At 57.9% G+C, this 18,940-nt stretch carries 17 protein-coding genes; 7 read left to right on the forward strand and 10 right to left on the reverse strand.

Annotation, left to right across the window (positions count from 1 at the left end):
* Positions 1-8 precede the first annotated feature (8 nt).
* Positions 9-770, forward strand: a complete 762-nt coding sequence (locus CLM72_RS09095; RefSeq protein WP_105226236.1) for a CHAD domain-containing protein — start codon at positions 9-11, stop codon at positions 768-770.
* An 89-nt stretch (positions 771-859) separates the two neighbouring features.
* A complete protein-coding gene (locus CLM72_RS09100) occupies positions 860-1,657 on the forward strand; it encodes an acyl-CoA thioesterase II (RefSeq protein WP_105226237.1) in 798 nt (265 codons plus the stop codon).
* A gap of 9 nt (positions 1,658-1,666) precedes the next feature.
* Here CLM72_RS09100 and CLM72_RS09105 read toward each other — a convergent pair whose 3' ends face one another.
* The 7 genes from CLM72_RS09105 to CLM72_RS09130 form a co-directional block, all read right to left on the reverse strand.
* Complete coding sequence (locus tag CLM72_RS09105; RefSeq protein WP_003189844.1) at positions 1,667-2,029, reverse strand: Mpo1-like protein; 363 nt, start codon at positions 2,027-2,029, stop codon at positions 1,667-1,669.
* 117 nt (positions 2,030-2,146) lie between these two features.
* Positions 2,147-2,536, reverse strand: a complete 390-nt coding sequence (locus CLM72_RS09110; RefSeq protein ID WP_105226238.1) for a hypothetical protein — start codon at positions 2,534-2,536, stop codon at positions 2,147-2,149.
* The gene (locus CLM72_RS29530) at positions 2,536-2,877 is read right to left on the reverse strand and encodes a polymorphic toxin type 47 domain-containing protein (RefSeq protein WP_219848559.1); all 342 of its coding nucleotides are present in this window, start codon (positions 2,875-2,877) and stop codon (positions 2,536-2,538) included. Before CLM72_RS29530 ends, CLM72_RS09110 begins: the two co-directional genes overlap by 1 nt.
* Positions 2,878-3,168: 291 nt before the next feature.
* Positions 3,169-3,579, reverse strand: a complete 411-nt coding sequence (locus CLM72_RS09115; protein WP_105226239.1) for a hypothetical protein — start codon at positions 3,577-3,579, stop codon at positions 3,169-3,171.
* Positions 3,576-8,276, reverse strand: a complete 4,701-nt coding sequence (locus CLM72_RS09120) for an RHS repeat-associated core domain-containing protein (protein WP_105226240.1) — start codon at positions 8,274-8,276, stop codon at positions 3,576-3,578. Before CLM72_RS09120 ends, CLM72_RS09115 begins: the two co-directional genes overlap by 4 nt.
* A gap of 198 nt (positions 8,277-8,474) precedes the next feature.
* Positions 8,475-9,944, reverse strand: coding sequence for a methyl-accepting chemotaxis protein (locus tag CLM72_RS09125; protein WP_105226241.1), 1,470 nt, complete (start codon positions 9,942-9,944; stop codon positions 8,475-8,477).
* A gap of 96 nt (positions 9,945-10,040) precedes the next feature.
* Positions 10,041-10,847, reverse strand: a complete 807-nt coding sequence (locus CLM72_RS09130; protein WP_105226242.1) for a TatD family hydrolase — start codon at positions 10,845-10,847, stop codon at positions 10,041-10,043.
* 236 nt (positions 10,848-11,083) lie between these two features.
* Here CLM72_RS09130 and CLM72_RS09135 point away from each other — a divergent pair, with 236 nt between their 5' ends.
* From CLM72_RS09135 to CLM72_RS09145, 3 genes are all read left to right on the forward strand, one after another.
* Positions 11,084-12,505 (forward strand): transglycosylase SLT domain-containing protein, encoded by a 1,422-nt coding sequence (locus CLM72_RS09135; protein ID WP_105226243.1) that lies wholly within the window; start codon positions 11,084-11,086, stop codon positions 12,503-12,505.
* 103 nt (positions 12,506-12,608) lie between these two features.
* Complete coding sequence (locus tag CLM72_RS09140; protein WP_003189852.1) at positions 12,609-13,043, forward strand: DoxX family protein; 435 nt, start codon at positions 12,609-12,611, stop codon at positions 13,041-13,043.
* 259 nt (positions 13,044-13,302) lie between these two features.
* The gene (locus CLM72_RS09145; protein WP_034126721.1) at positions 13,303-13,611 is read left to right on the forward strand and encodes a hypothetical protein; all 309 of its coding nucleotides are present in this window, start codon (positions 13,303-13,305) and stop codon (positions 13,609-13,611) included.
* On the opposite strand, the gene CLM72_RS09150 is transcribed toward CLM72_RS09145, so the two are convergent.
* Genes CLM72_RS09150 through CLM72_RS09160 form a run of 3 tightly spaced genes read right to left on the reverse strand, consistent with a single transcriptional unit; the run spans position 13,598 to position 17,023 of the window.
* On the reverse strand, positions 13,598-15,358 hold the full coding sequence (locus tag CLM72_RS09150) for a Gldg family protein (RefSeq protein ID WP_105226244.1): 1,761 nt from the start codon (positions 15,356-15,358) through the stop codon (positions 13,598-13,600). The two genes, CLM72_RS09145 and CLM72_RS09150, sit on opposite strands and share 14 nt — an antisense overlap.
* A 16-nt stretch (positions 15,359-15,374) precedes the next feature.
* Positions 15,375-16,100, reverse strand: coding sequence for an ABC transporter permease (locus CLM72_RS09155; protein WP_105226245.1), 726 nt, complete (start codon positions 16,098-16,100; stop codon positions 15,375-15,377).
* A complete protein-coding gene (locus tag CLM72_RS09160) occupies positions 16,097-17,023 on the reverse strand; it encodes an ABC transporter ATP-binding protein (RefSeq protein ID WP_057976642.1) in 927 nt (308 codons plus the stop codon). Before CLM72_RS09160 ends, CLM72_RS09155 begins: the two co-directional genes overlap by 4 nt.
* A gap of 240 nt (positions 17,024-17,263) precedes the next feature.
* Here CLM72_RS09160 and CLM72_RS09165 point away from each other — a divergent pair, with 240 nt between their 5' ends.
* Both CLM72_RS09165 and greB read left to right on the forward strand, forming a co-directional pair.
* Entirely contained in the window at positions 17,264-18,304 is a 1,041-nt protein-coding gene (locus CLM72_RS09165) for a hypothetical protein (RefSeq protein ID WP_105226246.1), read from the forward strand.
* A 126-nt stretch (positions 18,305-18,430) separates the two neighbouring features.
* A complete protein-coding gene (greB, locus tag CLM72_RS09170) occupies positions 18,431-18,910 on the forward strand; it encodes a transcription elongation factor GreB (RefSeq protein WP_034126726.1) in 480 nt (159 codons plus the stop codon).
* The last annotated feature ends 30 nt before the right edge of the window (positions 18,911-18,940 follow it).

The following is an 18,940-nucleotide window of genomic DNA, read 5'->3' on the forward strand; positions in this document are numbered from 1 at the left end:
AGGGCAGGATGTCAGCATTGGTCAATCAGTTAGTCGCTCAGGTCATTGGCCTGGAAGTAGGGTTACTGAGCTGCCAGGCTCGCCTCGCCGCCGTCACTGACGATGAAGCCTTGCATGATTTGCGCACCACGGTACGCCGCCTGCGCAGCCTGTTGCGCCCTTTGCGCGGGCTGCCCGGTGTCGAACAGCTTGAATTGGCCGCCAGCACGGTTGGCCAACTGACTACGCCGCTACGCGACCGAGAGGTGCTGGCGGCGTATTTGCATCAGCACGGCTATCACGACGCGGCTGATCGTCGCCTGCGTCTGCAGCCCGAGGCTTATCGCCAGGTGGCGCAAAGCCCGGAGCTGGCGCACTTGCTGCTGATCCTGGATGCGTTCCCACGGTTTATCCGCGCGTCACAGCACCAGAAACTGCTCAAGGGCTTGCGCCCGCGTATCCAGAAACGCCTGGCCAAGCAATCGCAGAGACTCGATGAGGCGCTGAAGGATCCCGATCATGACCGTCATCGACTACGGTTGCTGATCAAGCGCGTGCGCTATGCCGCCGAGGCGTATCCCGAGCTGGACAAATTACCCACCAAGGCCCTGTCGCACTTGAAGAAAGCCCAGAGCGCGCTGGGTGACTGGCATGACTGTTGGCAGTGGCTGGCCCAGGCTGGGCACGAGCCGGACCTGCAACCCTGCGTAGCGGTGTGGCAGCGCACCATGCTCAAGGCGCAAGGCAAGGCCGACCGCGTGCTGGACACGCTCAGCGCCGAGTGTTTTTAAACCGGTCCGGTTTTTGGCCGGAATGGGCGCTGTGCCTGCGCAATTCGATGGTTAAGATTCCTCCAGGATTTTCTTGATGTGAGGTCGCCATGCGCTTTAGTGATTTGCTCGACGCTGCCCGTAGCAATCCGCTGGATGTCACCATCCCTGCCGAATGGGCCCAGGGCCGGGCCACTTTTGGCGGCCTGGTCGCTGCCTTGCAGTACGAGGCGCTGCGCGCCCAGGTGCCGGCGGATCGACCGCTGCGCTCGCTGGCCATCACCTTTGTCGGCCCGGTAGCGCCGGATGTACCTGCCAGTTATCAAGTCGAAGTGCTGCGCGAAGGCAAGGCGGTCAGCCAGTTGCTCGGGCGCGTGGTGCAGAACGGTGAAGTGGCGACCCTGGTCCAGGCCAGTTTTGGCGCCTCTCGCCCCTCCGAAATTGACGTGGCAAGTGAGCCGCCACCGGTATTCAAACATTGGGATGAGTGCCAGGAACTGCCGTACATCAAGGGCGTTACCCCTGAGTTCATGCGCCACCTGGCGATGCGTTGGGCCGTGGGTGGCCTGCCGTTTACCGGCAATAAGTCCCGCGACATGGGTGGCTGGGTACGGTTGCGGGGGGATGTGAAAGAAGAACCACTGACCGAGGCGCATATCCTCGCCCTGGTCGACGCCTGGCCACCGGCGTTGCTGCCACACCTGAAAAAGCCCGCGCCGGGCAGCACCCTGACCTGGACCATCGAGTTCATCCAGCCGCTGCAAGACCTGACTACGCTCGACTGGTGCCAGTACCACGTCAACATCGAACACGCCCGCGACGGCTATGGCCACGCTGCCGCTGCCTTGTGGAGCCCGACCGGCGAGTTGATCGCCCTCAGCCGTCAGACCGTGGTGGTGTTCGCGTGAACCCGCCGGTCAGTGGTGGTGCCGCTGCCGCCAGGCGCGCCACCAGCCACCGCTGAGCACAAAGCGCGGGAAGGTCACGAACTGCTCGACCACCAGGCGCTGCACCGCATCTTTGCGATCACTGAACGGCTCACTGGCCTGGGCTTCCAGGCTATGGCCGTGACGCTGCAACGCCAGGCCCGCGACAATACCAATCACGCCGACGGCGAAGCTGGCCAGACTAAGGCTGAACACGCCCGACACGATCAGCAGGAAACCGACGATAAACAGCGGCACGGCAATCAGGTGCAACGCCAGGTTGGTTGGGTGCTGATGGTTTTGTGGGTACTGACGCCATTGCCAGGCGGGGAGATTGGGGTGACGTTTGCCCATGGTGGTGAATCCTCTGTCCGTTGAAACAACTTGAACAGAGTTTAGGTTGAGGTGGGCAGGGTGGCGAATTGGGGCTGGCTATGGGGGTCATAGGCTGCAATTTAGACGGAGTGACCCTCATGCCCAAATGACACAGTCATGATCATCCATGTGTACCAAGAACGTCAGCTCTTTATCGGTTATCCAAAACGGATATCCGGTGGTTTCGCCTAACACAGAGGCTATCACTCGAGCGTTTTCCATTCTCCAGGCGCTATACGCTGAGTCAAATACCAGCAGAACCAGGCCATTCCCGCTAATGCGATGCGGCATCTCCTTCCAAAAGTCAGGGTTGTGTTCGGTGCTTTTCTCGTTCAGTTCGATGGGATCAAGCACATTGCTCTGCGCTTTGAAGAATTGTCTCGTCAGAGAGCTTATCAACAAGTTGAGTTCGCTCGAATCAAGCTTTCCAGCGTCGAGGTTCAGCGCATTACAGGCTTCGTCTATTTCGTCTTCCAGGTAACTCATCAGGGGACACCTATTCTGGACCGGCTGACAGGAACCAGTTGGAGCAGTATATGGCCTCTTTTGGCTCCTCCGTCGCCTCTCTTTCCAGGTGTTTGATAGCCAATATGAGGTGATTTCGGACCTTCTTTACTTGGCACGAGCATAGGATCGTCAATATTCACTTCCGCTCCTCTATTGGGACCGGTTTGTACTCGCCATTCTGTTGGAAATGATTTGCCATATTGGTCTTTGCCCCATTTCGATACGCTGTATTCGGACCTGGGTATACCCGTTCTGCGAAAAGCCTCATCCAAACCATCGGTGGGAAAGAGTGGCGCCGTGGGTGTGAATGTGGGAAGGATTCCAGTCTGTTAAGCGCAGATCCCCTGTGGGAGCGGGCTTGCCCGCGAAGGCGGTGTGTCAGTCACTGCCTCTGTTACTGCACTACCGCTTTCGCAGGCAAGCCAGCTCCCACTTTTGATCTTCGTTGCTTTGAGTATTGCGTTCGCTTGACTGATCGGCACCAAGGCTTACCTCCGATGTTGTTGGGTCAGTTTGCACATGCATTGGCTGGTTCACAGTTATCGAGGTCAAGTCCCATCCCATATTCGATATTCAGAGTGTCTAGGGTAAGGAGATTTACCTGAACGGCATCAAGACTGTATGAAGTACAAATTAGATGTGGACCCTTCGATTTTCTTGGCTTTGCCCTTTTTTAGGTACGCATTGAACTCACGTTCCAAGGCTTGTTTATCTGTATATTTTTTATACTTGCTGGGTGTTTCGCATGCGTACATATACAGCCTCCACGAGTCGAAACCGTCGACCCTATCGTCCGGGCCGTAATCAAAGTCGACACATATTTCAGATAAGTAAACACTGCAACCAATACCGTGCAGCTCGTAGGTGACATTTGCAGCGACCGTCCCACGCTGCGGGATTTTTTTGGATCGCCACAGACCAATGATATTTTTGGTTCCAAACACTTGCTCAAGTAAGTCGGTAGCCTTTTTTACTTGTTCCAAGTATTCTGTGATCAAATGTTCTAGCGTCTGAACTCTCATCGTCTAGGCCTTTCCAGTCTATCCAGTCCTACTGCATTTGAAGCGTCTATTACGTCCTGGGTGCTGTTGAACGAGCTGTTATGGTCACCTATATTCTGGATTAGTTTTATGGTGACTGGCGTCTTTGTTTGTCTTGCAGCGGCAGCTCGGTGGTGCCCATCAACAATATAGCGTTGCTCGTTATACTCAAAAACGTCTATTGGCGTATTTTTATCGTATCCGTCGTTTCGCATACTGCGAGCAATTTCTTCCACACGCTTGGTTGACCGCTTCCCTTCAATGCTGTGTGTTCTATTTAAGAAGGTTGCGTCTACTCCGTGAACAAGAGGAGCTGAAGGCTGTCCATCATCCACGCTCGACTTGTAGGATGGATCGTCAGCACTCGTTTGCTTTTTACACCCATCATCGCCTGGGCATGAATTCAAGCCTAGCGGGTCTACCCATCCCGTCGGATTGGGCACATACCGGTACCCATTGATCCCACCCGCCAGCTTCACTGGATCTGGCGTCAGGTAACGACCAATATCCGGATTGTAGTAGCGATGGCGATTGTAGTGCAGGCCGCTTTCCGCATCGAAATACTGGCCTTGAAATCGCAGTGGGTTGTCGACTTTTCCCACGTCGAGCCGGGCGATCTGGCCGTAGGCGCGGTAGTGGGCGGACCAGACGATTTCGCCTTCGGGGCTGGTCAGTTCCTGCGGGGTGCCGAGGTGGTCGAGTTGGTAGTGGTAGGGCGTTGTGGCTTGTGGACCGAAACCTTCCAATAGTGCCAATGGGCGGAAGCTGTCGGGCTCGTAGAGGTAGCTGCGATGACGCTCTGCATGGTGTTCGGCTATCAGCTTGTCGCCTTGCCAGAAAAACTCCGTGGTCTTGCCGTCTACGGTCTTGCTGATACGCCGCCCAAACGGGTCATAGCGATAGCTGGCGGTTTCGCCGTTCGGTTTTGTGATGCTGATTAACCGATGCTGGCAGTCGTAGTGATATTCGGTGACGAGTTGCTGGCCTTTGCCGCGTCGTTCGCGGATAAGGTTGCCGAAGGCGTCGTAGTCGTAATGGCGGTCGCCCTGAATTATCAGGCGGTTGGCCGCGACGATGTCCGGGCCGGGGCGGTCTTGCATAAGCAGGTTGCCGGCCGGGTTGTGGGCGAAGCGTTCCTGGACGTCCTGGGAGTGATCGGCGCGGGTCAGGCGGTTTAGCGGGTCGTAGCGGTAAAGGTGTTCGCCTTTGCGGGTGTCGAGCAGGCGGGCGAGGTTGCCGGTTTTGTTGTAGTCGTATTGGCGTTGGTAGAGGTGGTTTTGTTGCTGCGTTACCGCATGGGCGTGCAGGCGGTGTTGGTCGTCGTAGTGGTAGTGGCTGAGCAGTTGGCCTTGTTGGCGTTGGTGCTCGCGACCGGCACGGAAAAGGTGGGAGGTCAGCAGCGTGCCATTCAGTTCGACGGTAGCGAGGTGGCCGCCTTTGTCGTGGGTGAAGGTGACGCGGTTATTGTCCGGCAGGCACAGGGTTTTCAGTTGCCCGCAGGCGTCGTAGCCGTAGCGCAGGGTGCCCCAGCCCTGGTGTTCGGCGGTGAGGCGGTTTTGGCGGTCGTATTCGTAGGCCAGCGCCCAGTGACCGTCTTCGACGCTGAGGAGGTTGCCTTGGCGGTCGTAGGCATAGTCGACAACGCTGGCATCGGGCAGGGTTTTTCGGACGAGGCGACCGGCGTGGTCGCGCTCGTAGCGGGTGATTAGCTGACTGTTATCGTCGCCGTATTCGGTCTTCTCCAGCAGGTTGCCGTTGAGGTCGTAGGCATAGGCGGTGCGTTGGCCGTCGAAGCCGGTTTCCTGGCGGATCAGGCCGTTGGGGTGGTAGTCGAGTTGGTAGGTTTCGCCGGCTTCGTTTTCGATCTCGGTGAGCAGCAGCCGGGCGTTGTCGTAGCGGTACTTGACCTGGGTGCCGTCGGCGTTGAGACGGCGGCTGATCAGGTGCAGGCCGTCGGCGTATTCGTAGCGGGTGACGTGGCCGAGTTCGTCGCGTTCGGCGATGATTTTGCCGTAGGGGTTGTAGCTGAATTCTCGTGTGGCACCGCCTGGCAAGACGAGGCGAATCAACCTGCCGACGCAGTCCCAGTGATATTGCGTCAGCGCACCATGCTCATCCTCACAGGCAACTTGCCGCCCCAAGTCGTCATAGCGATAACGCTTGATCCCACCATTGGGCAATTGCTCCTCAAGCAACTGCCCCCGTTCGTTCCACACCAGTCGATGGCAACTGTGATCCGGGTACCAAATCCCAGTCAGTTGCCCGTGCTTGCTGTAGCTGTAGTCAGTCGAATTGCCATCCGGGTCAGTCTTGCGGATGACATCGCCCTGAACATTGCGCTCATATTTCCAGACCGCCTCCCCACGCCTGACAACCCGTACAAAACCGTTGTCATGCTCGTAGGACGTTGGCTCATCATCCCCCGGAAACAGTGCCACCAAGCGTCCGGCGTCGTCATATTGATAGGCCGTCACCGCGCCCATCGGGTCTTGCTCGACGGTCAGCCGGCCCTGGTCGTCGTAGGATTTAAAGTGCGTGGCGCCGTCCGGATCAATCCTCTGCACCAGCCGCGCCCGGTCGTCATGGACATACACTTCCTGGCTACCATCGGCGTTATGCACCGTGACACGCCCGTCATCCCCCCAGGCATAGCGCGTGTCCATCTGCGAAAAACTCGCCCAATGCCGCACGCAGCGCGCCGCCTTGCCCGCGTGTTCCCATTCCCAGAAGAAACTCGCGCCACCGGCCAGTTGGCGTTCAAGAATGACGTGCTGATCGTCATACCGATAACGCTCGCTTTCCCCGACAGCATTGGTCGCGCAGACCAGTCGTCCGTGTTCGTCATAGGCGTAGGAAACAAGGCTCTGCTCGGTCTCCCACACGTAGGGCTCACGCCCTTTGGCGCGATGCACCTGGTAATCCACCGCAACGATGCGATCCCGCTCATAACGCAACAGCAACGAGCGACCCGCACCGTTATCCAGCCGCTCAATCCGCCCAGAACGATCCCGGCAAAGGCGCAGCCGGTTGTCATACGCATCGCTGATGGTTGTCAGCACACCGTCGCGAAAGTGGTAGAAACGCGACGCCTGGGCCAGCACCAGTTCATCAGGCGAGGCTCCCAAATAGATCGCCGCTTCGGCCAGGCTATTGGTGATCGCGGGCCGAGAGTCGGTGGGCAAGGGCAGGGTAGTCGAGCGGTTCTCATGGTCAGTCCACACCACCGAATCGCCCGACACCACCAGCCGATGGGCCAGCCCATGACTCCAGCCAAACCCCAACCCACAATCCACATCCACCGCACTGGTGCGATACAACCGCGTCCACTCAAACGGCAAGATCCCATCCAGCGCGCCATCGGTGAGGGTCAGCAATTCCTCGCCGGTGACCATCGACACCGGGCAGCCGTTGGTAACGGTCTTGTCCGCTGGCGCCGCCGCATCCCCCTTCGGGTTCGACGCCACAGCCGGCACATCATCGACAGGCTCCTGACGAACCAACGTGGTGCGCTGGGTCTTGCCGCGCACCATCGGCACCGGGTTCGAAACCAGCGTGTCGCCTGCCTTCAACGGCACCACTGGCACTACCTTGACCGGCGTCGCCGCACTGCTCAGCAACACCGGCTTGGCGGCCTCCACATGGGGCTCCAGCCGAGGCCCCGCCACCTGCTTGGCCAGCAATTCCAACAACGCCCGCGCCCGCCCGGACTTGACGCCACTGAGCATCTGAGCACCCAGGCGCAGCTGCACCCCAATGCCCCGCGTGGCCCAGATCAGCAGCAAGTTGATCAGCACTTCGCCGGTGATTTCACCCAGCAGTTCATACATGTCGGGCGGCGGCAGCATGCGTATCCAGGCCACCAGTGCCGATAGATAGATGAACAACAGCGGCTCATCACTGAGTACCAGCAACCCCTTGGCCAGCGTGTCTTTGCCCAGCTTGAGCAGCGCATTCAGCTCGGCCTCGGACAGGTATTTCAGCAACGTTTCGCTGTTGGACTTGAGGTTGGCGAGCAGGTCGTACAGCTCGGTGATGTTGTCCCACAGGTTGTAAAGCGCATTGCCGATCCCGGTAGCAAAGGCCATGCCCTGTAACGCACTGCGCTTGTAAGCAGGCGCTTTGGCAAAGTCTGCCCATCGAGGCTTGAAGTGCTCGGCCCATGCCGTGCGCAAATCCGCTTCCAGCCCGGCAATCACGGTCTCATAGGACGCATACAGCGCCTGGACGTGAGCCTTGGAAACAGTGGGGTAAAAGGTGATTTGGTACGGTTGGTCGCGGGTACAGTCGTTGACTTCAAGAATGCCGCTGGGGCCAATGGTCCGATGCAGTGGCGCGCCTACCGGGCTGCCGTCCTGTGCAACGGCTTGCAGCATCACGGGCGTGTTGCCGATAGGCACGAACTGTGTGCTTTCGAACAGGTGCACCAGGGTCAACCCGCCCTGGGCTTTGCATTGAGCGACCGTGCGACTGGGTTTTTTGGAGGAAATTGGCGCGACCAGTGCGACGTCTTCCCCAACCTTGAACACCTGCTCCACGCTAAGTGCCGACCCACTTGAAAAGCTGTCGGCCCACTTATCAAAGGTATTCAGGCAGGTGCGGAAATCCGCAAATACGCGCTCAACCTTCGGCGCTGCGGGATCCATGGGCACCAGCACCAGGTTGGCCAGTACCGAGATCACGAGACAGCCCCATTCATCAGGGCTCTAGCGAACACCACCATCTGCAATCCCTCGCACTGTTTGATCAGGCGAGGGACTTTGCAGCGGTTGTCAGGTAAAAGAAGTCGGCGTTATGCGCGGAAATAGCGAGGAAATTTCGTCTTAACTTCAGGTAAACCGAGGCTTGGTCGTAGGAGTCGGATTACAGCTGGAACAGTCTTACAGCTTCAACTGCCCAATCGCCTTGCTCAACTCCCCGGCCAGCGTCGCCAGTTCATTGCTGGTAGTCGCCGACGCCACGGTTTGATGTACGGTGTTTTCGGTCACATCGCGAATGCTCACCACGGCGCGGTTCATCTCTTCGGCAACATGGCTTTGCTGCTCGGCGGCCACGGCGATCTGGGTGTTGCTTTCGCGCATCTGTGCCACGGCCCCGGTGATTTCAGCCAAGGCCACACCAGCTTCCTGGGCCTGCTGGACGCAGTCATCGGCCTTGAATGTGCTTTCCTGCATGAAGTCCACGGCGTCGCGGGTACCGGCTTGCAGCGCCGAGACCATGCGGGTGATTTCGTCGGTGGAGCTTTGCACACGCTTGGCCAGGTTGCGCACTTCGTCGGCGACTACCGCGAAACCGCGGCCCATTTCCCCGGCGCGGGCGGCTTCGATGGCGGCGTTGAGGGCAAGCAGGTTGGTCTGTTCGGCGATGCTGTGGATCACACCGACCACGCCGTTGATTTTCTGGCTGTCTTCGGCCAGTTTCTGGATCATTTCGGCGGTCTGCTGTACCCCACTGGACAGCCCGGCGATCGAACGCTGTACCCGGGTGACCACGGCCTGGCCGCTGCCGGCGAGGGTGTCGGCGGACTGCGACAAGTCACGGGTGGCGCCCGCGTGCTGGGCGATGTGGTAGACGGTGGCGGTCATTTCGTTGATGGCGGTGGCGGCCTGGTCGGTTTCGCTTTGCTGGCCCAGCATGCCGTGTTGCACCTCGTTCATGCTGCTGGCCAGGCGTGCGGCGCCGTCGTCCAGTTGCCGGGCGGTGCGTGCCACGGTATTGACCACGCGCTGGTAACCGGCTTGCATGGCGTTGAAGGCGCTGGCCATCTGGCCGACTTCATCCTTGCAGGCCAACGGCACCCGCGCCGACAGGTCACCAGTTTTTTCAACGTGCAGCATTACATCCTTGAGGGTGTTGAGCTGACTGAGCAGGAAGCGGATCAACAACTGCGAGGCGCCGAGCATGGCCAGCATCAGGACTGCCACGGCAACGGCGTAATTGGCGAAGCGTTCACTGAACACCTGGCTCAGGCTCGGCGCGTAGGCGAGGACTGCGACCTGCTGGCCGTCGGCCCGGCTGATCACCTCGGCGCCGATCAGCGGGTTTTCACCGAACAACGGCATGGGGTTGAGTTCAGTCCAGCCGTTGGCAGTGCTCAGGGCGGGCAGGTCCTGGGGGATCTGGCCTTTGGAAAATGCGAGCCAGTGCTCACCAGTGGGCAAGGTTCTGTCGGCTGGCCAGGCGCTGAGCAAGCGTCCTTGGGCCTGGGCCGATGCTTGCGACGCCTGGCTGCGCGCCTGTTGTTCAAGCTGTACCGCGTACAGCACCAGCAGCAGGGTGGTGATGAAGGCGACCGCGTTGACGGCCCAGAATTTGTATTTGAGCGAGATATTGCTAAGCCAGGCACCCATGGAAGGTTTTCTCTGATAGCGGAAACGGTATTGGCAAGGTGCCATTATTGTGCCGCTATTCAGAACAGCGCTTTTGATATGGGTCAATGCGCCGCATCAATCGATGGCAGGCAAGCCGAAAAAGCGCCGGGCGCACGCGGTGCTGTGCAGCGCCAGGTCTTCCATTGTTTCGTTACGGTGCAAGGCCACTTCGCGTAGTACTTCGGGCAGGTAAGCCGGTTCATTGCGACCGTTCTTTGGTTTGGGGCGCAACGTGCGTGGCAGCAGGTAGGGCGCATCGCTTTCCAGCATCAGACGGCCTCGGGGAATGTCCCTGACCAGTGAATGCAGGTGGGTGCCACGGCGTTCGTCGCAGATCCAACCCGTGATGCCAATGTGCAAATCCAGGTCCAGGTAGCTGAACAGCGCTGCCTGTTCGCCAGTGAAGCAGTGCACCACGGCGGCTGGCAGGTGGTCGCGGTAGTCCTTGAGGATCTCCAGCAGACGCTGGTTGGCATCGCGCTCATGGAGAAACACCGGCAGTTGCAGCTCGACGGCCAGGGCGAGGTGTTCTTCGAGGACTTTTTCCTGCCGGGGGCGAGGGGAGAAGTCCCGGTTGAAATCCAGCCCGCATTCACCCACGGCGCGCACTCGGCTGTCGCCCAGCAAGCTGCGCAGGCGTTGGGCGCTGTCGCTGTTCCAGTCGCTGGCAGAGTGAGGGTGAATGCCGGCGGTGCTGAACAGGCGCTGGCCGCTTTCGTCGAGTTTTACACACAATTGCAGTGCCTGTTCGCTGCCTTCGACACTGGTGCCGGTGAGTACCAATTGCTGCACGCCAGCGGCGTAAGCGCGTTCGAGAACGGCCGTGTGCCTCTCGTCGAAACTGGGGTTGGTCAGGTTGACGCCAATATCAATGAGTTGCATGGTGCTATCTCCGCCTGCGGCCGGAAAGCATATCAGAGCTGTAGATTGATAAGAAAAACCAAGAACTACAACACGTTAACGCTGTCTTTGAACGTCGCAAGCGACATTGTGGTGGACCGATTGCCTACCACCGTGGCGCCGTTGCACGCCTTGCCAGCGCATAAAGCGCTCTGTTTCTGACCACCAGCACGTCGTTATTCGCGAAGGTGCTGGCCAGTTTTCTTTTCGGAGAGTGGATGATCCGACCCTCGGCGTTGCTTATGTTGTGCCTGACGTTGCTGCTGCCCATGGCGGCGGTCGCACGTCTGGATGGGCCGCTGCAAGTGGCCAAGCCCGGCAAGGTCCGCGACCTCGCGCAAATTCGCTCCAGCCGCACCCTGCGCGTATTGGTCAACCAGAGCCGCAACAGTTCCGGTGAAGTGCAGGGCCAGGCCATCGGTGTCGAATACCATCGGTTGCGTGCCTTCGAGCAGTACCTCAATGGCCATGCCCGTGATGGGCAGGCCATCAACCTCAAGATCATCCCCAAGGCCAAGGACCAGTTACTCGGCGCGCTGGCCCGTGGCGAGGGCGACCTGGTGGCGCCCGGTGAGTTGCTGGACGTGAAGGGCGTGCACAAGGTCAGCGCCAGCGACCCGATTGTCAGCGATGTGCCGTTGTGGCTGGTGGGCGTCAAGGGTGAACGACGCTTTACCAGGCTGGAGCAACTGTCAGGTCGCACGCTGACGCTGACCACGGGCAGTGCGGCGGCGGATGCCATCAGTCAGGTCAATCAAAAACTGGCCCTGCACAAGCGCCCCCCCGTGAAAGTCGAATGGGTTGACCCCAGCCTGGCGGTGGAAGACGTCCTGGAGATGGTGCAGGCCGGGATTTTTCACCTGACGATCGTGGAAAAACCCATTGCCCAACGCTGGTCGAAAATCCTGCCCAGGTTGCGCTTTGACAAGCAGGTGGTGATCAGCGAGCCAGGCGACGAGTTCTGGTTTGTGCGCCAGGATGCCTCGATGCTGCGCGCCAGCATTGATCGGTTCCTCAAGACCTATCACACGCCTTCCGACCAGGATGTGGCATTCCAGCGTATCTATCGACGCCTCTACCAGGTCCGTAACCCGTTGGCGCGGGCTGACCGCCAGCGCCTGGAAAAACTGCGCCCGGTCCTGCAAAAACATGCACGTGAGCAAGGTATGGACTGGCTGAACCTGGCGGCGTTGGCGTTCAAGGAGTCTTCCCTGGACCCAGGCGCACGCAACAGCGGCGGCCCTACCGGCCTGATGCAGATCACGCCGTCGGCGGCCCAACGGGTGGGGGTCAACAATATCGAGACGCTCGACAATAATGTGCAAGCGGGGGCACGTTACCTGGCGATGATCCGCCGCAAGTTTTTCGCCAGCCCCAAGCTCAATGAGCGTGAGCGCATGGCCTTTATGCTAGCGGCGTACAACATGGGGCCGGAGCGAGTACAGGGCATGCGCACCGAGGCCAAGCGCCGTGGGCTTAACCCCAATCAGTGGTTCTTCCAGGTTGAACGCATTGCCATGGAGCAGGTAGGGATGGGCGGCGTCAGCTATGTTAATAGCGTCAACAAGTACTATCTGGCGTTCGATCGAGAGCGGGAGACCCTGGAGCCGCCAACGGCTAAAGTCGCCTCGCGCAAATAATCGAATTTTTGGATGTTGATTAGGCAATATTTCGGCTTTTATCATTGCTTAAACTGATTAATATAGCGGCCAACCAACCCCTACCTGGAAAAGGATTTACCCGATGAGCCCAATGATTACCCGTGTCCTGTCCACCCGCGCCGGTTATGGCCTGACTATTCTGCGCATTTTCGTCGGCATCATCTTCGCTGCCCACGGTTCGCAAAAACTCTTCGGCTGGTTTGGCGGTGGTGGCCTGGCGGGCACCGCACAATGGATGGAAAGCATTGGCCTGGCGCCGGGCACGCTGATGGCGCTGCTGTCGGGCGGTACCGAGTTCTTCGCCGGCCTGGCCCTGATCATCGGTTTGTTGGTTCGCCCTGCCGCGTTGGGCCTGACCTTCCTGACACTGGTGGCGATTTTCTCTGTACACATCCACAACGGGCTGTTCATGGCCAACAACGGTTATGAGTTCGCACTGGCGTTGCTCGGCGGCGCGTTGGCGGTGTTGTTGGAAGGTGCGGGCAAATTGTCTGTCGACCGCGCGATCACTCACTGATCGTTTAGCAAGCTGTACAGGAGGCCCGCTGATGCGGGCCTTTTCGTTGCCCGGGATTCTTGACACTGCCCCACCGGCTTCTCTAGGATGCTGCTCATGCGCCGATTTAAACAGCTAATTGCGGGGCGCCACTGGGACTCAATGCAGCCCGACAGAAGCACGCTTGCTCACGCAGGGCGTTCTTCGAAATACCGCTAAAGCGCTGGTTCGGTGTTGCCTCTCACCTGCCCGCAGACTTTTGAGGCAGAGACACGACACGATGAATGCACTGCGCCCTCTCATACGCCTGGCCCCGATCACCGCGGACCTGACTCAACGCAATCCGAAAATCCTTCTGGGCGGTAAGCACCAGCCGACGCTGCTGCGTTATCTGGACGGCTGGCCACGCCGTTCCGGTCGACCTTCGGCGTTCCTGATCCAGTTTGTTGAAGACGGCGATTCCCTGGCCCGTTTTGCCAGCGATAGTTTCGACCTGGCAGTGATCCAGGCACCGAATGCCAGCAACGCCGTTGAGGTGATCCATCAACTGACACGCATTGCCCGCCAAGGCCTGATTACCCGTCGCTGAGCGAGTGGTGATAGGCCGCCAACGTAATTCTTCGACGCCGGCGCTGGTATAGGAAAAGTACCCAGGCAATCAGGCACAGCAGCAGCGGTATTGTGGCGACCATCAGCCATTGCAGATATCGTTCGAAACGCAGCAGCGGGGCGTATGCCTGGGTCTTGAGCGCCTGCAACTCGATAGGCAATTGCAGGCGCTCTTTGTTGAGTGCCTGCAACTGGGTAGTGGTATCCACGGCTTGGGTCATGAGGCTGGTGTGGGGTGGGTTCAACCTGCGCCATGCTTGTTCTGTCTGCTCAAGTCGTCGCTCCATCGCAGTCGCACTTTTGCGATAAGCCTGTGCGGCTTCGTCGCGCATGTGTTCTAGCCTGTGTAGTGGTTGGCGCATGACACGGGATTGAATACTTCTGAGTGCCTCGGGCGCCGCCAGATTATCCAATGTGTTCAATACAAACTGCGCGTTGCCGTTGGGTAGGGCATTGTTGAGCGTGTCCGCGAGCAAGTCCGTGTCGGCCACGATCACCATATGGATCTGTTCTGCCCTCTGCAGCCCGGGCGGCTGGCCCCCCAGGCCGTCGGGAAACGCTGAATAAGCGGGCCCGTCAAGGCGGGCGGCGATGACATGACGCTGCCCTGAAGTCGCTGATTCATCTATGAGTGAGTCGAACGTAGTAGCGGAAGCAAAGCGTTCTGCGTCCACCAATGCCGAGTGGCGCGAGCTCAGCAGAAGCGGGGTCAACAGCGAGCGGCTTTTGGGGGCCAAGGAGAGCGCGCCGCTGCTCGATACGATGACCGAATGCAGTCCCCAGGTGCTGATATCCGTCCTGGTCATTGCCTGCCTTGGCAGATGTAGCCTGGCCGGGTGCAGTACCGCGGGCATTCCGGTGCCGGGCGTTGCTGATGAGGCATAAAGATTATCGACCAGCAACTTGTCCGCAGGCATCTGGATGCCCCATGCGGTCAGCAGCGCATCCAGCCTGGCGTTTGTCGATACGGCGTCGGCGCCTATCTCGCTCACCGGGTCGATGAACATCATCAGCTTGCCGCCTTTGAGTACCCATTGCTCAAGGGCATATAGGGCTCGACCAGATAGAGCGTGTGGCTGTACAACCATCAGTGTGTTCATGGAGGGCGGTACTTGGGTGATGTTCGCTGCCAATTCCACCACATTGAATTGCTCGCGCATCAACTCCAGTAACCCGCCGGCCGATTTGTCCAAGGGCAGTCCCGACAGTAGGCCAACAGTGGGGCGGTCAGGGTGCATCAACTTGTAGATCAGGTGGCTGATTTCATACTCGAGCAATGATTCATGCTCAGGGTTGAACGCTTGGATGCGTTGGGCGCCCTGGCCGGCACGCGTACCGATAAGGCCAAGGAATCCTTGTGTGTCATCAAGGCCAAACAAGCTGGCTTTATAGGCGTCCTCAGAGAACGGGGTGGGGTTGATAATATGTAAGTTGATCATGCCGTTGGCAGCTTTTTCGAATTCCTTGAGCAAGTCTTCCACGCGCCGGCCATAACGTTTCAATACCGGTTTTTTTTGCGGTGCATTGAGGGTGTTGAAGAAATATAAGTCCAGTTGGCTTTCAAGTGAAACGAGTAATTGCCGCGCCGATGGCGATAGGGTGTGGGTGTTTTCTTGGGAAAAGTCCCAACGGACAGTTGGCAGTTTGGGTACCCAGACTAGATTGAATGCCAGAAACAGTAGTGATATGACGATCAATGTCATACCCGCGCGAAAAGCGGATCCCATCAGTGGCGTTCCTATGTCAGCTGTTTCTGTAGTTGAGTGTGAAGGTGGTCGCAAACAGAAAAGCCAAGATCATGCTTATGAAGTACAGGCAGTCATGCAATGTCAACTTGCCGTTATCCATCGCGCTGAAGCGGGAAATCGGATCAAGGGATAACAAACTGTCGATAATCCATATGGGGGTCTGCTGTTCCAGTGCATCCAACATTGAAGATATCCCACTGGCGGCCAGCAACAAGCACAGCGTCAAGAGGGAAATCATAACGCGTTGGTTCGTCAGCACACAGGCAAAGCAACCCACAGAGAGATAGCTTCCCGCCAACAACCAACTGGCGAAGAACTGTGATGCGATAACGGTATTGTCGGGGGTGCCAAGATAATTGACGGCCATTACCAAAGGAAAATTAAGCATCAAAGCGATGCCACAGACGATCCATGCCGCCATAAACTTTCCAACCACTCGCTGCGTCGGAGTGACAGGTAAGGATTTCAATGTGTCGCAAAAGCCAGCGTTGGATTCGTCGGACCATAATTGCGTCGATAAAATCGGTACCAGTAGCAGATAGAGCCAAGGATGCAGTTCGAAGAAAGCCTGCAAATCGCTGCTGTTTTGCTCCAGCCAGTGATGGCTGTGCAACCCCATCGTCGCACCCAGCACGAGAAAAACCGCCACACTCAGATAAGTGCTCGGTGACGAGGCAAAGCTGGAGAGTTGTCGTTTGAAAATGATGGCTAGCAGTCTCAAGGATTTACCTCATGGCTCAGATGGTGAACGACATCGTTCAGGCGACCCGGCTCCAGATTCATTGACGTTATGTTCCAGCCACGGTGGGTGATGAGCGCGTTGATTGAAGGGAAGATGGAGTGCCCGGGCATGGCCAGAACAGTCACCTTGCCGGGGGCATGCCGGTCTTCTTCGATGCCTGCGACGCCGGGTAATACGGCAAGCGCCAGCAAATCCAGCGGGGTGTCCGCCGCCAGGGTCACCGCTTGGAAATGCCGGGAACTGCGTTGCAGATCCGGCAGTGAAGCGTCGGCCACCAGGCGGCCGTCGGCGATGACCAAGGCACGGGTGCAGGTATCCGCTAACTCTTGGTAACGGCGGGAGGCGATGATGATCGTCATTTCCTCGGTCAGGGATTGGATGAGTGCCCTGAACTTGAGCCGTTGATCAGGACATAGTCCCTCCGTGGGCTCATCCAGCAGAAGCAGGCTTGGGGAGTGCAGGAGTGCCTGGGCCATTGCGACTCTGCGCTTCAAGCCAAGTGGAAGCACATCGATCGGGCAGTTGAGCACGGGCAGCAGTTCCAGTCGCGTGACTACTTGCTCGACTCGACTGCGCTTTTCAACACCGCTCAAACCGCGAATAGCGGCAATAAAATTGAGCATATGCCTGACGGACATCCTGTGATGATTGAGGCCGTCCTGGAGTTGATAGCCAACGACTTTTTTGGCTTGGAGTGAGTGGGTCTGAGTACTGAAGCCTTGGATAGTGATTTGCCCTGAAGTAGGTTTGATTGCCCCGGCAATCAAACTCAGCAGTGCTGTTTTTCCTGCACCACTCTCTCCCAGCAGGGCCACACACTCCTGGCGCTGGGCGCAGAAGGAGAGGTTGGTGATAACGCTTTTTTTGCCCAGCTGTTTTGTCAAGTTGCTTATCTCGATCATATTTTTACCGAATAAGTTTTGCAGGGCGTGTGAGAGGTGCCGGCCGTATGGGAGAGAACTTTAAAAAGGGTACGTTCAATAAAGTGGCTTGGGAACGCGAGACGTAACTAATAAGAAGAATCCTACGTTCGGCTCGATAATTCGCTGAAACAATTGTTTTGTTTGGAAGACTTATTAAAGCTCGGATGTTTATCTGGTGTTTATATAAGGTTTTTTCTTTTGTAATGAGGCCTGATTGCCATGATGCTTCTACGTACTCTTGTTCTTGAACGTAACGACGAAGACGCGCCCGTTAACGGCGCGTTGCTGTGTGGGTTCGCTGTCACGCAAACCGGGTCCAACTTTCTCGTGTATAGCCTGGATGAGGAGACCGAACCCGGTCACTCCCGGGTCTATATCGCGGTATTACGTAAAAAGCTCGAACGCTATTTTCTGGGGGGGGTTGATTCAAAAGAGGACCTGCAATCAGCGATGCAGGTCTTCAAGCAGATCCTGATGATGGCGGCCGCGTCAGGTTCGAAGGCAAGCTCGATTGGCGACGCTGAGGTTCCCTTTCACTTTATTGACTTGAAGGGCTGCCGGCTGCCGCCTGCCAGGCCCGAGGATCATCACTCGGTGATCATCAAGAAGGCATTGGTCATGAAGGTGATCACCTTGAGTATGTCTGCGCCGGCGTTGCCTGCGATCGAAAGCAGCGCAGTGATCGTGCCGTCCATTCGCTTTTCGTCGCAAATGGTTGCGCCGCCCCGAAATCCGCGCACACCCACGGCTGTGCCGCAGCCTATGGATGAAGACACCTTTGAAGAGCCGGCGCAGTCGCTGGCCGCGATCCCACAGTTGCAGGTCAAGACCAGTGCGCCGCCTGTCCCGGATGAACAAAATGACAGTCAGTTTGAGCCAAACAACCTGCGGCTGGAGCCACCCGAGCCCGACCACTTGGACCCGCCTGCCCACCTGGAACATACCTCTTTGCTTGAAATGGACAGCGCGCTGAGCAATCTGGCCAAGGTCGCCCAAGAGTTGACGCAAAAAAAATGCGCCGTCCTCGAGAAAGAACAAATGCTCGAACAGTGGCAGGCGTCCCTGCAACAGCAGCAGAGCCAACTGGATGAAAAAGGCCGTGAACTTGAGCAGCGCCATACCTATTTGCAGAAGCAGGGGTTGGAGGTCAGTCAGAAAGCCGAAAAACTGACAATGATGATGTTGCAGCTGTCCGGCATGCGCCAGCGCATGCAGGGCATGCTGCTTGAGTTGGATCAAGTCCTGGAGGGCCATGGGTGAGGTTACAGGGGGCGCCGGCCTGGATACTTTCCAGGGTTCATTTATCATCAGTCCCAGCCAGCCGCTGCCTGGGCATGATGCCCTGGCGTATCGGCACCATTAGACATTGCCTGGGGATGTGAGCGTTTGAGTACCAAGCTGATTACCAAAGAGGGTCATGAAGCGCTGAAAAAAGAGCTGGATTACCTATGGCGTGAAAAACGTCCGGATACCACGCGTAAAGTGACCTGGGCAGCCTCCCTGGGAGATCGCAGTGAAAACGCCGATTACCAGTACAACAAGAAGCTGCTGCGCGAGATCGACCGACGGGTGCGTTACCTGCGCAAACGCCTGGAAGACATGCGGGTGGTGGAGTACATGCCCGAGCAGGAGGGAAAGGTGTTTTTCGGCGCATGGGTCGAAATCGAAAACGAACAGGGCGAGACCAAGCGTTTTCGCATCGTGGGTTATGACGAGATCTACGACCGTATGGATTACATCTCCATCGACTCACCCATGGCACGGGCCCTGCTGCGCAAGGAGGTGGATGACGAGGCAGTCGTACAGACCCCAGGCGGAGAGGTGTGCTGGTGGATCACCAAGATCGAATATGTAAAGCCGGCCTGATGGCACGTACCCTTGGCAGAGTACGCGCCA

This window comes from Pseudomonas sp. MYb193 (assembly GCF_002966775.1).
In the GTDB taxonomy this organism is placed as follows: Bacteria; Pseudomonadota; Gammaproteobacteria; order Pseudomonadales; family Pseudomonadaceae; genus Aquipseudomonas; species Aquipseudomonas paracarnis.

Excerpts from the sequence above, each read along its gene's own strand:
- CLM72_RS09095 (WP_105226236.1), top strand. The coding sequence starts at position 9 with ATGTCAGCATTGGTCAATCAGTTAGTCGCTCAGGTCATTGGCCTGGAA.
- CLM72_RS09100 (WP_105226237.1), top strand. The coding sequence starts at position 860 with ATGCGCTTTAGTGATTTGCTCGACGCTGCCCGTAGCAATCCGCTGGAT.
- CLM72_RS09105 (WP_003189844.1), bottom strand. The coding sequence starts at position 2,029 with ATGGGCAAACGTCACCCCAATCTCCCCGCCTGGCAATGGCGTCAGTAC.
- CLM72_RS09110 (WP_105226238.1), bottom strand. The coding sequence starts at position 2,536 with ATGAGTTACCTGGAAGACGAAATAGACGAAGCCTGTAATGCGCTGAAC.
- CLM72_RS09115 (WP_105226239.1), bottom strand. The coding sequence starts at position 3,579 with ATGAGAGTTCAGACGCTAGAACATTTGATCACAGAATACTTGGAACAA.
- CLM72_RS09125 (WP_105226241.1), bottom strand. The coding sequence starts at position 9,944 with ATGGGTGCCTGGCTTAGCAATATCTCGCTCAAATACAAATTCTGGGCC.
- CLM72_RS09130 (WP_105226242.1), bottom strand. The coding sequence starts at position 10,847 with ATGCAACTCATTGATATTGGCGTCAACCTGACCAACCCCAGTTTCGAC.
- CLM72_RS09135 (WP_105226243.1), top strand. The coding sequence starts at position 11,084 with ATGATCCGACCCTCGGCGTTGCTTATGTTGTGCCTGACGTTGCTGCTG.
- CLM72_RS09140 (WP_003189852.1), top strand. The coding sequence starts at position 12,609 with ATGAGCCCAATGATTACCCGTGTCCTGTCCACCCGCGCCGGTTATGGC.
- CLM72_RS09145 (WP_034126721.1), top strand. The coding sequence starts at position 13,303 with ATGAATGCACTGCGCCCTCTCATACGCCTGGCCCCGATCACCGCGGAC.
- CLM72_RS09150 (WP_105226244.1), bottom strand. The coding sequence starts at position 15,358 with ATGGGATCCGCTTTTCGCGCGGGTATGACATTGATCGTCATATCACTA.
- CLM72_RS09160 (WP_057976642.1), bottom strand. The coding sequence starts at position 17,023 with ATGATCGAGATAAGCAACTTGACAAAACAGCTGGGCAAAAAAAGCGTT.
- CLM72_RS09165 (WP_105226246.1), top strand. The coding sequence starts at position 17,264 with ATGATGCTTCTACGTACTCTTGTTCTTGAACGTAACGACGAAGACGCG.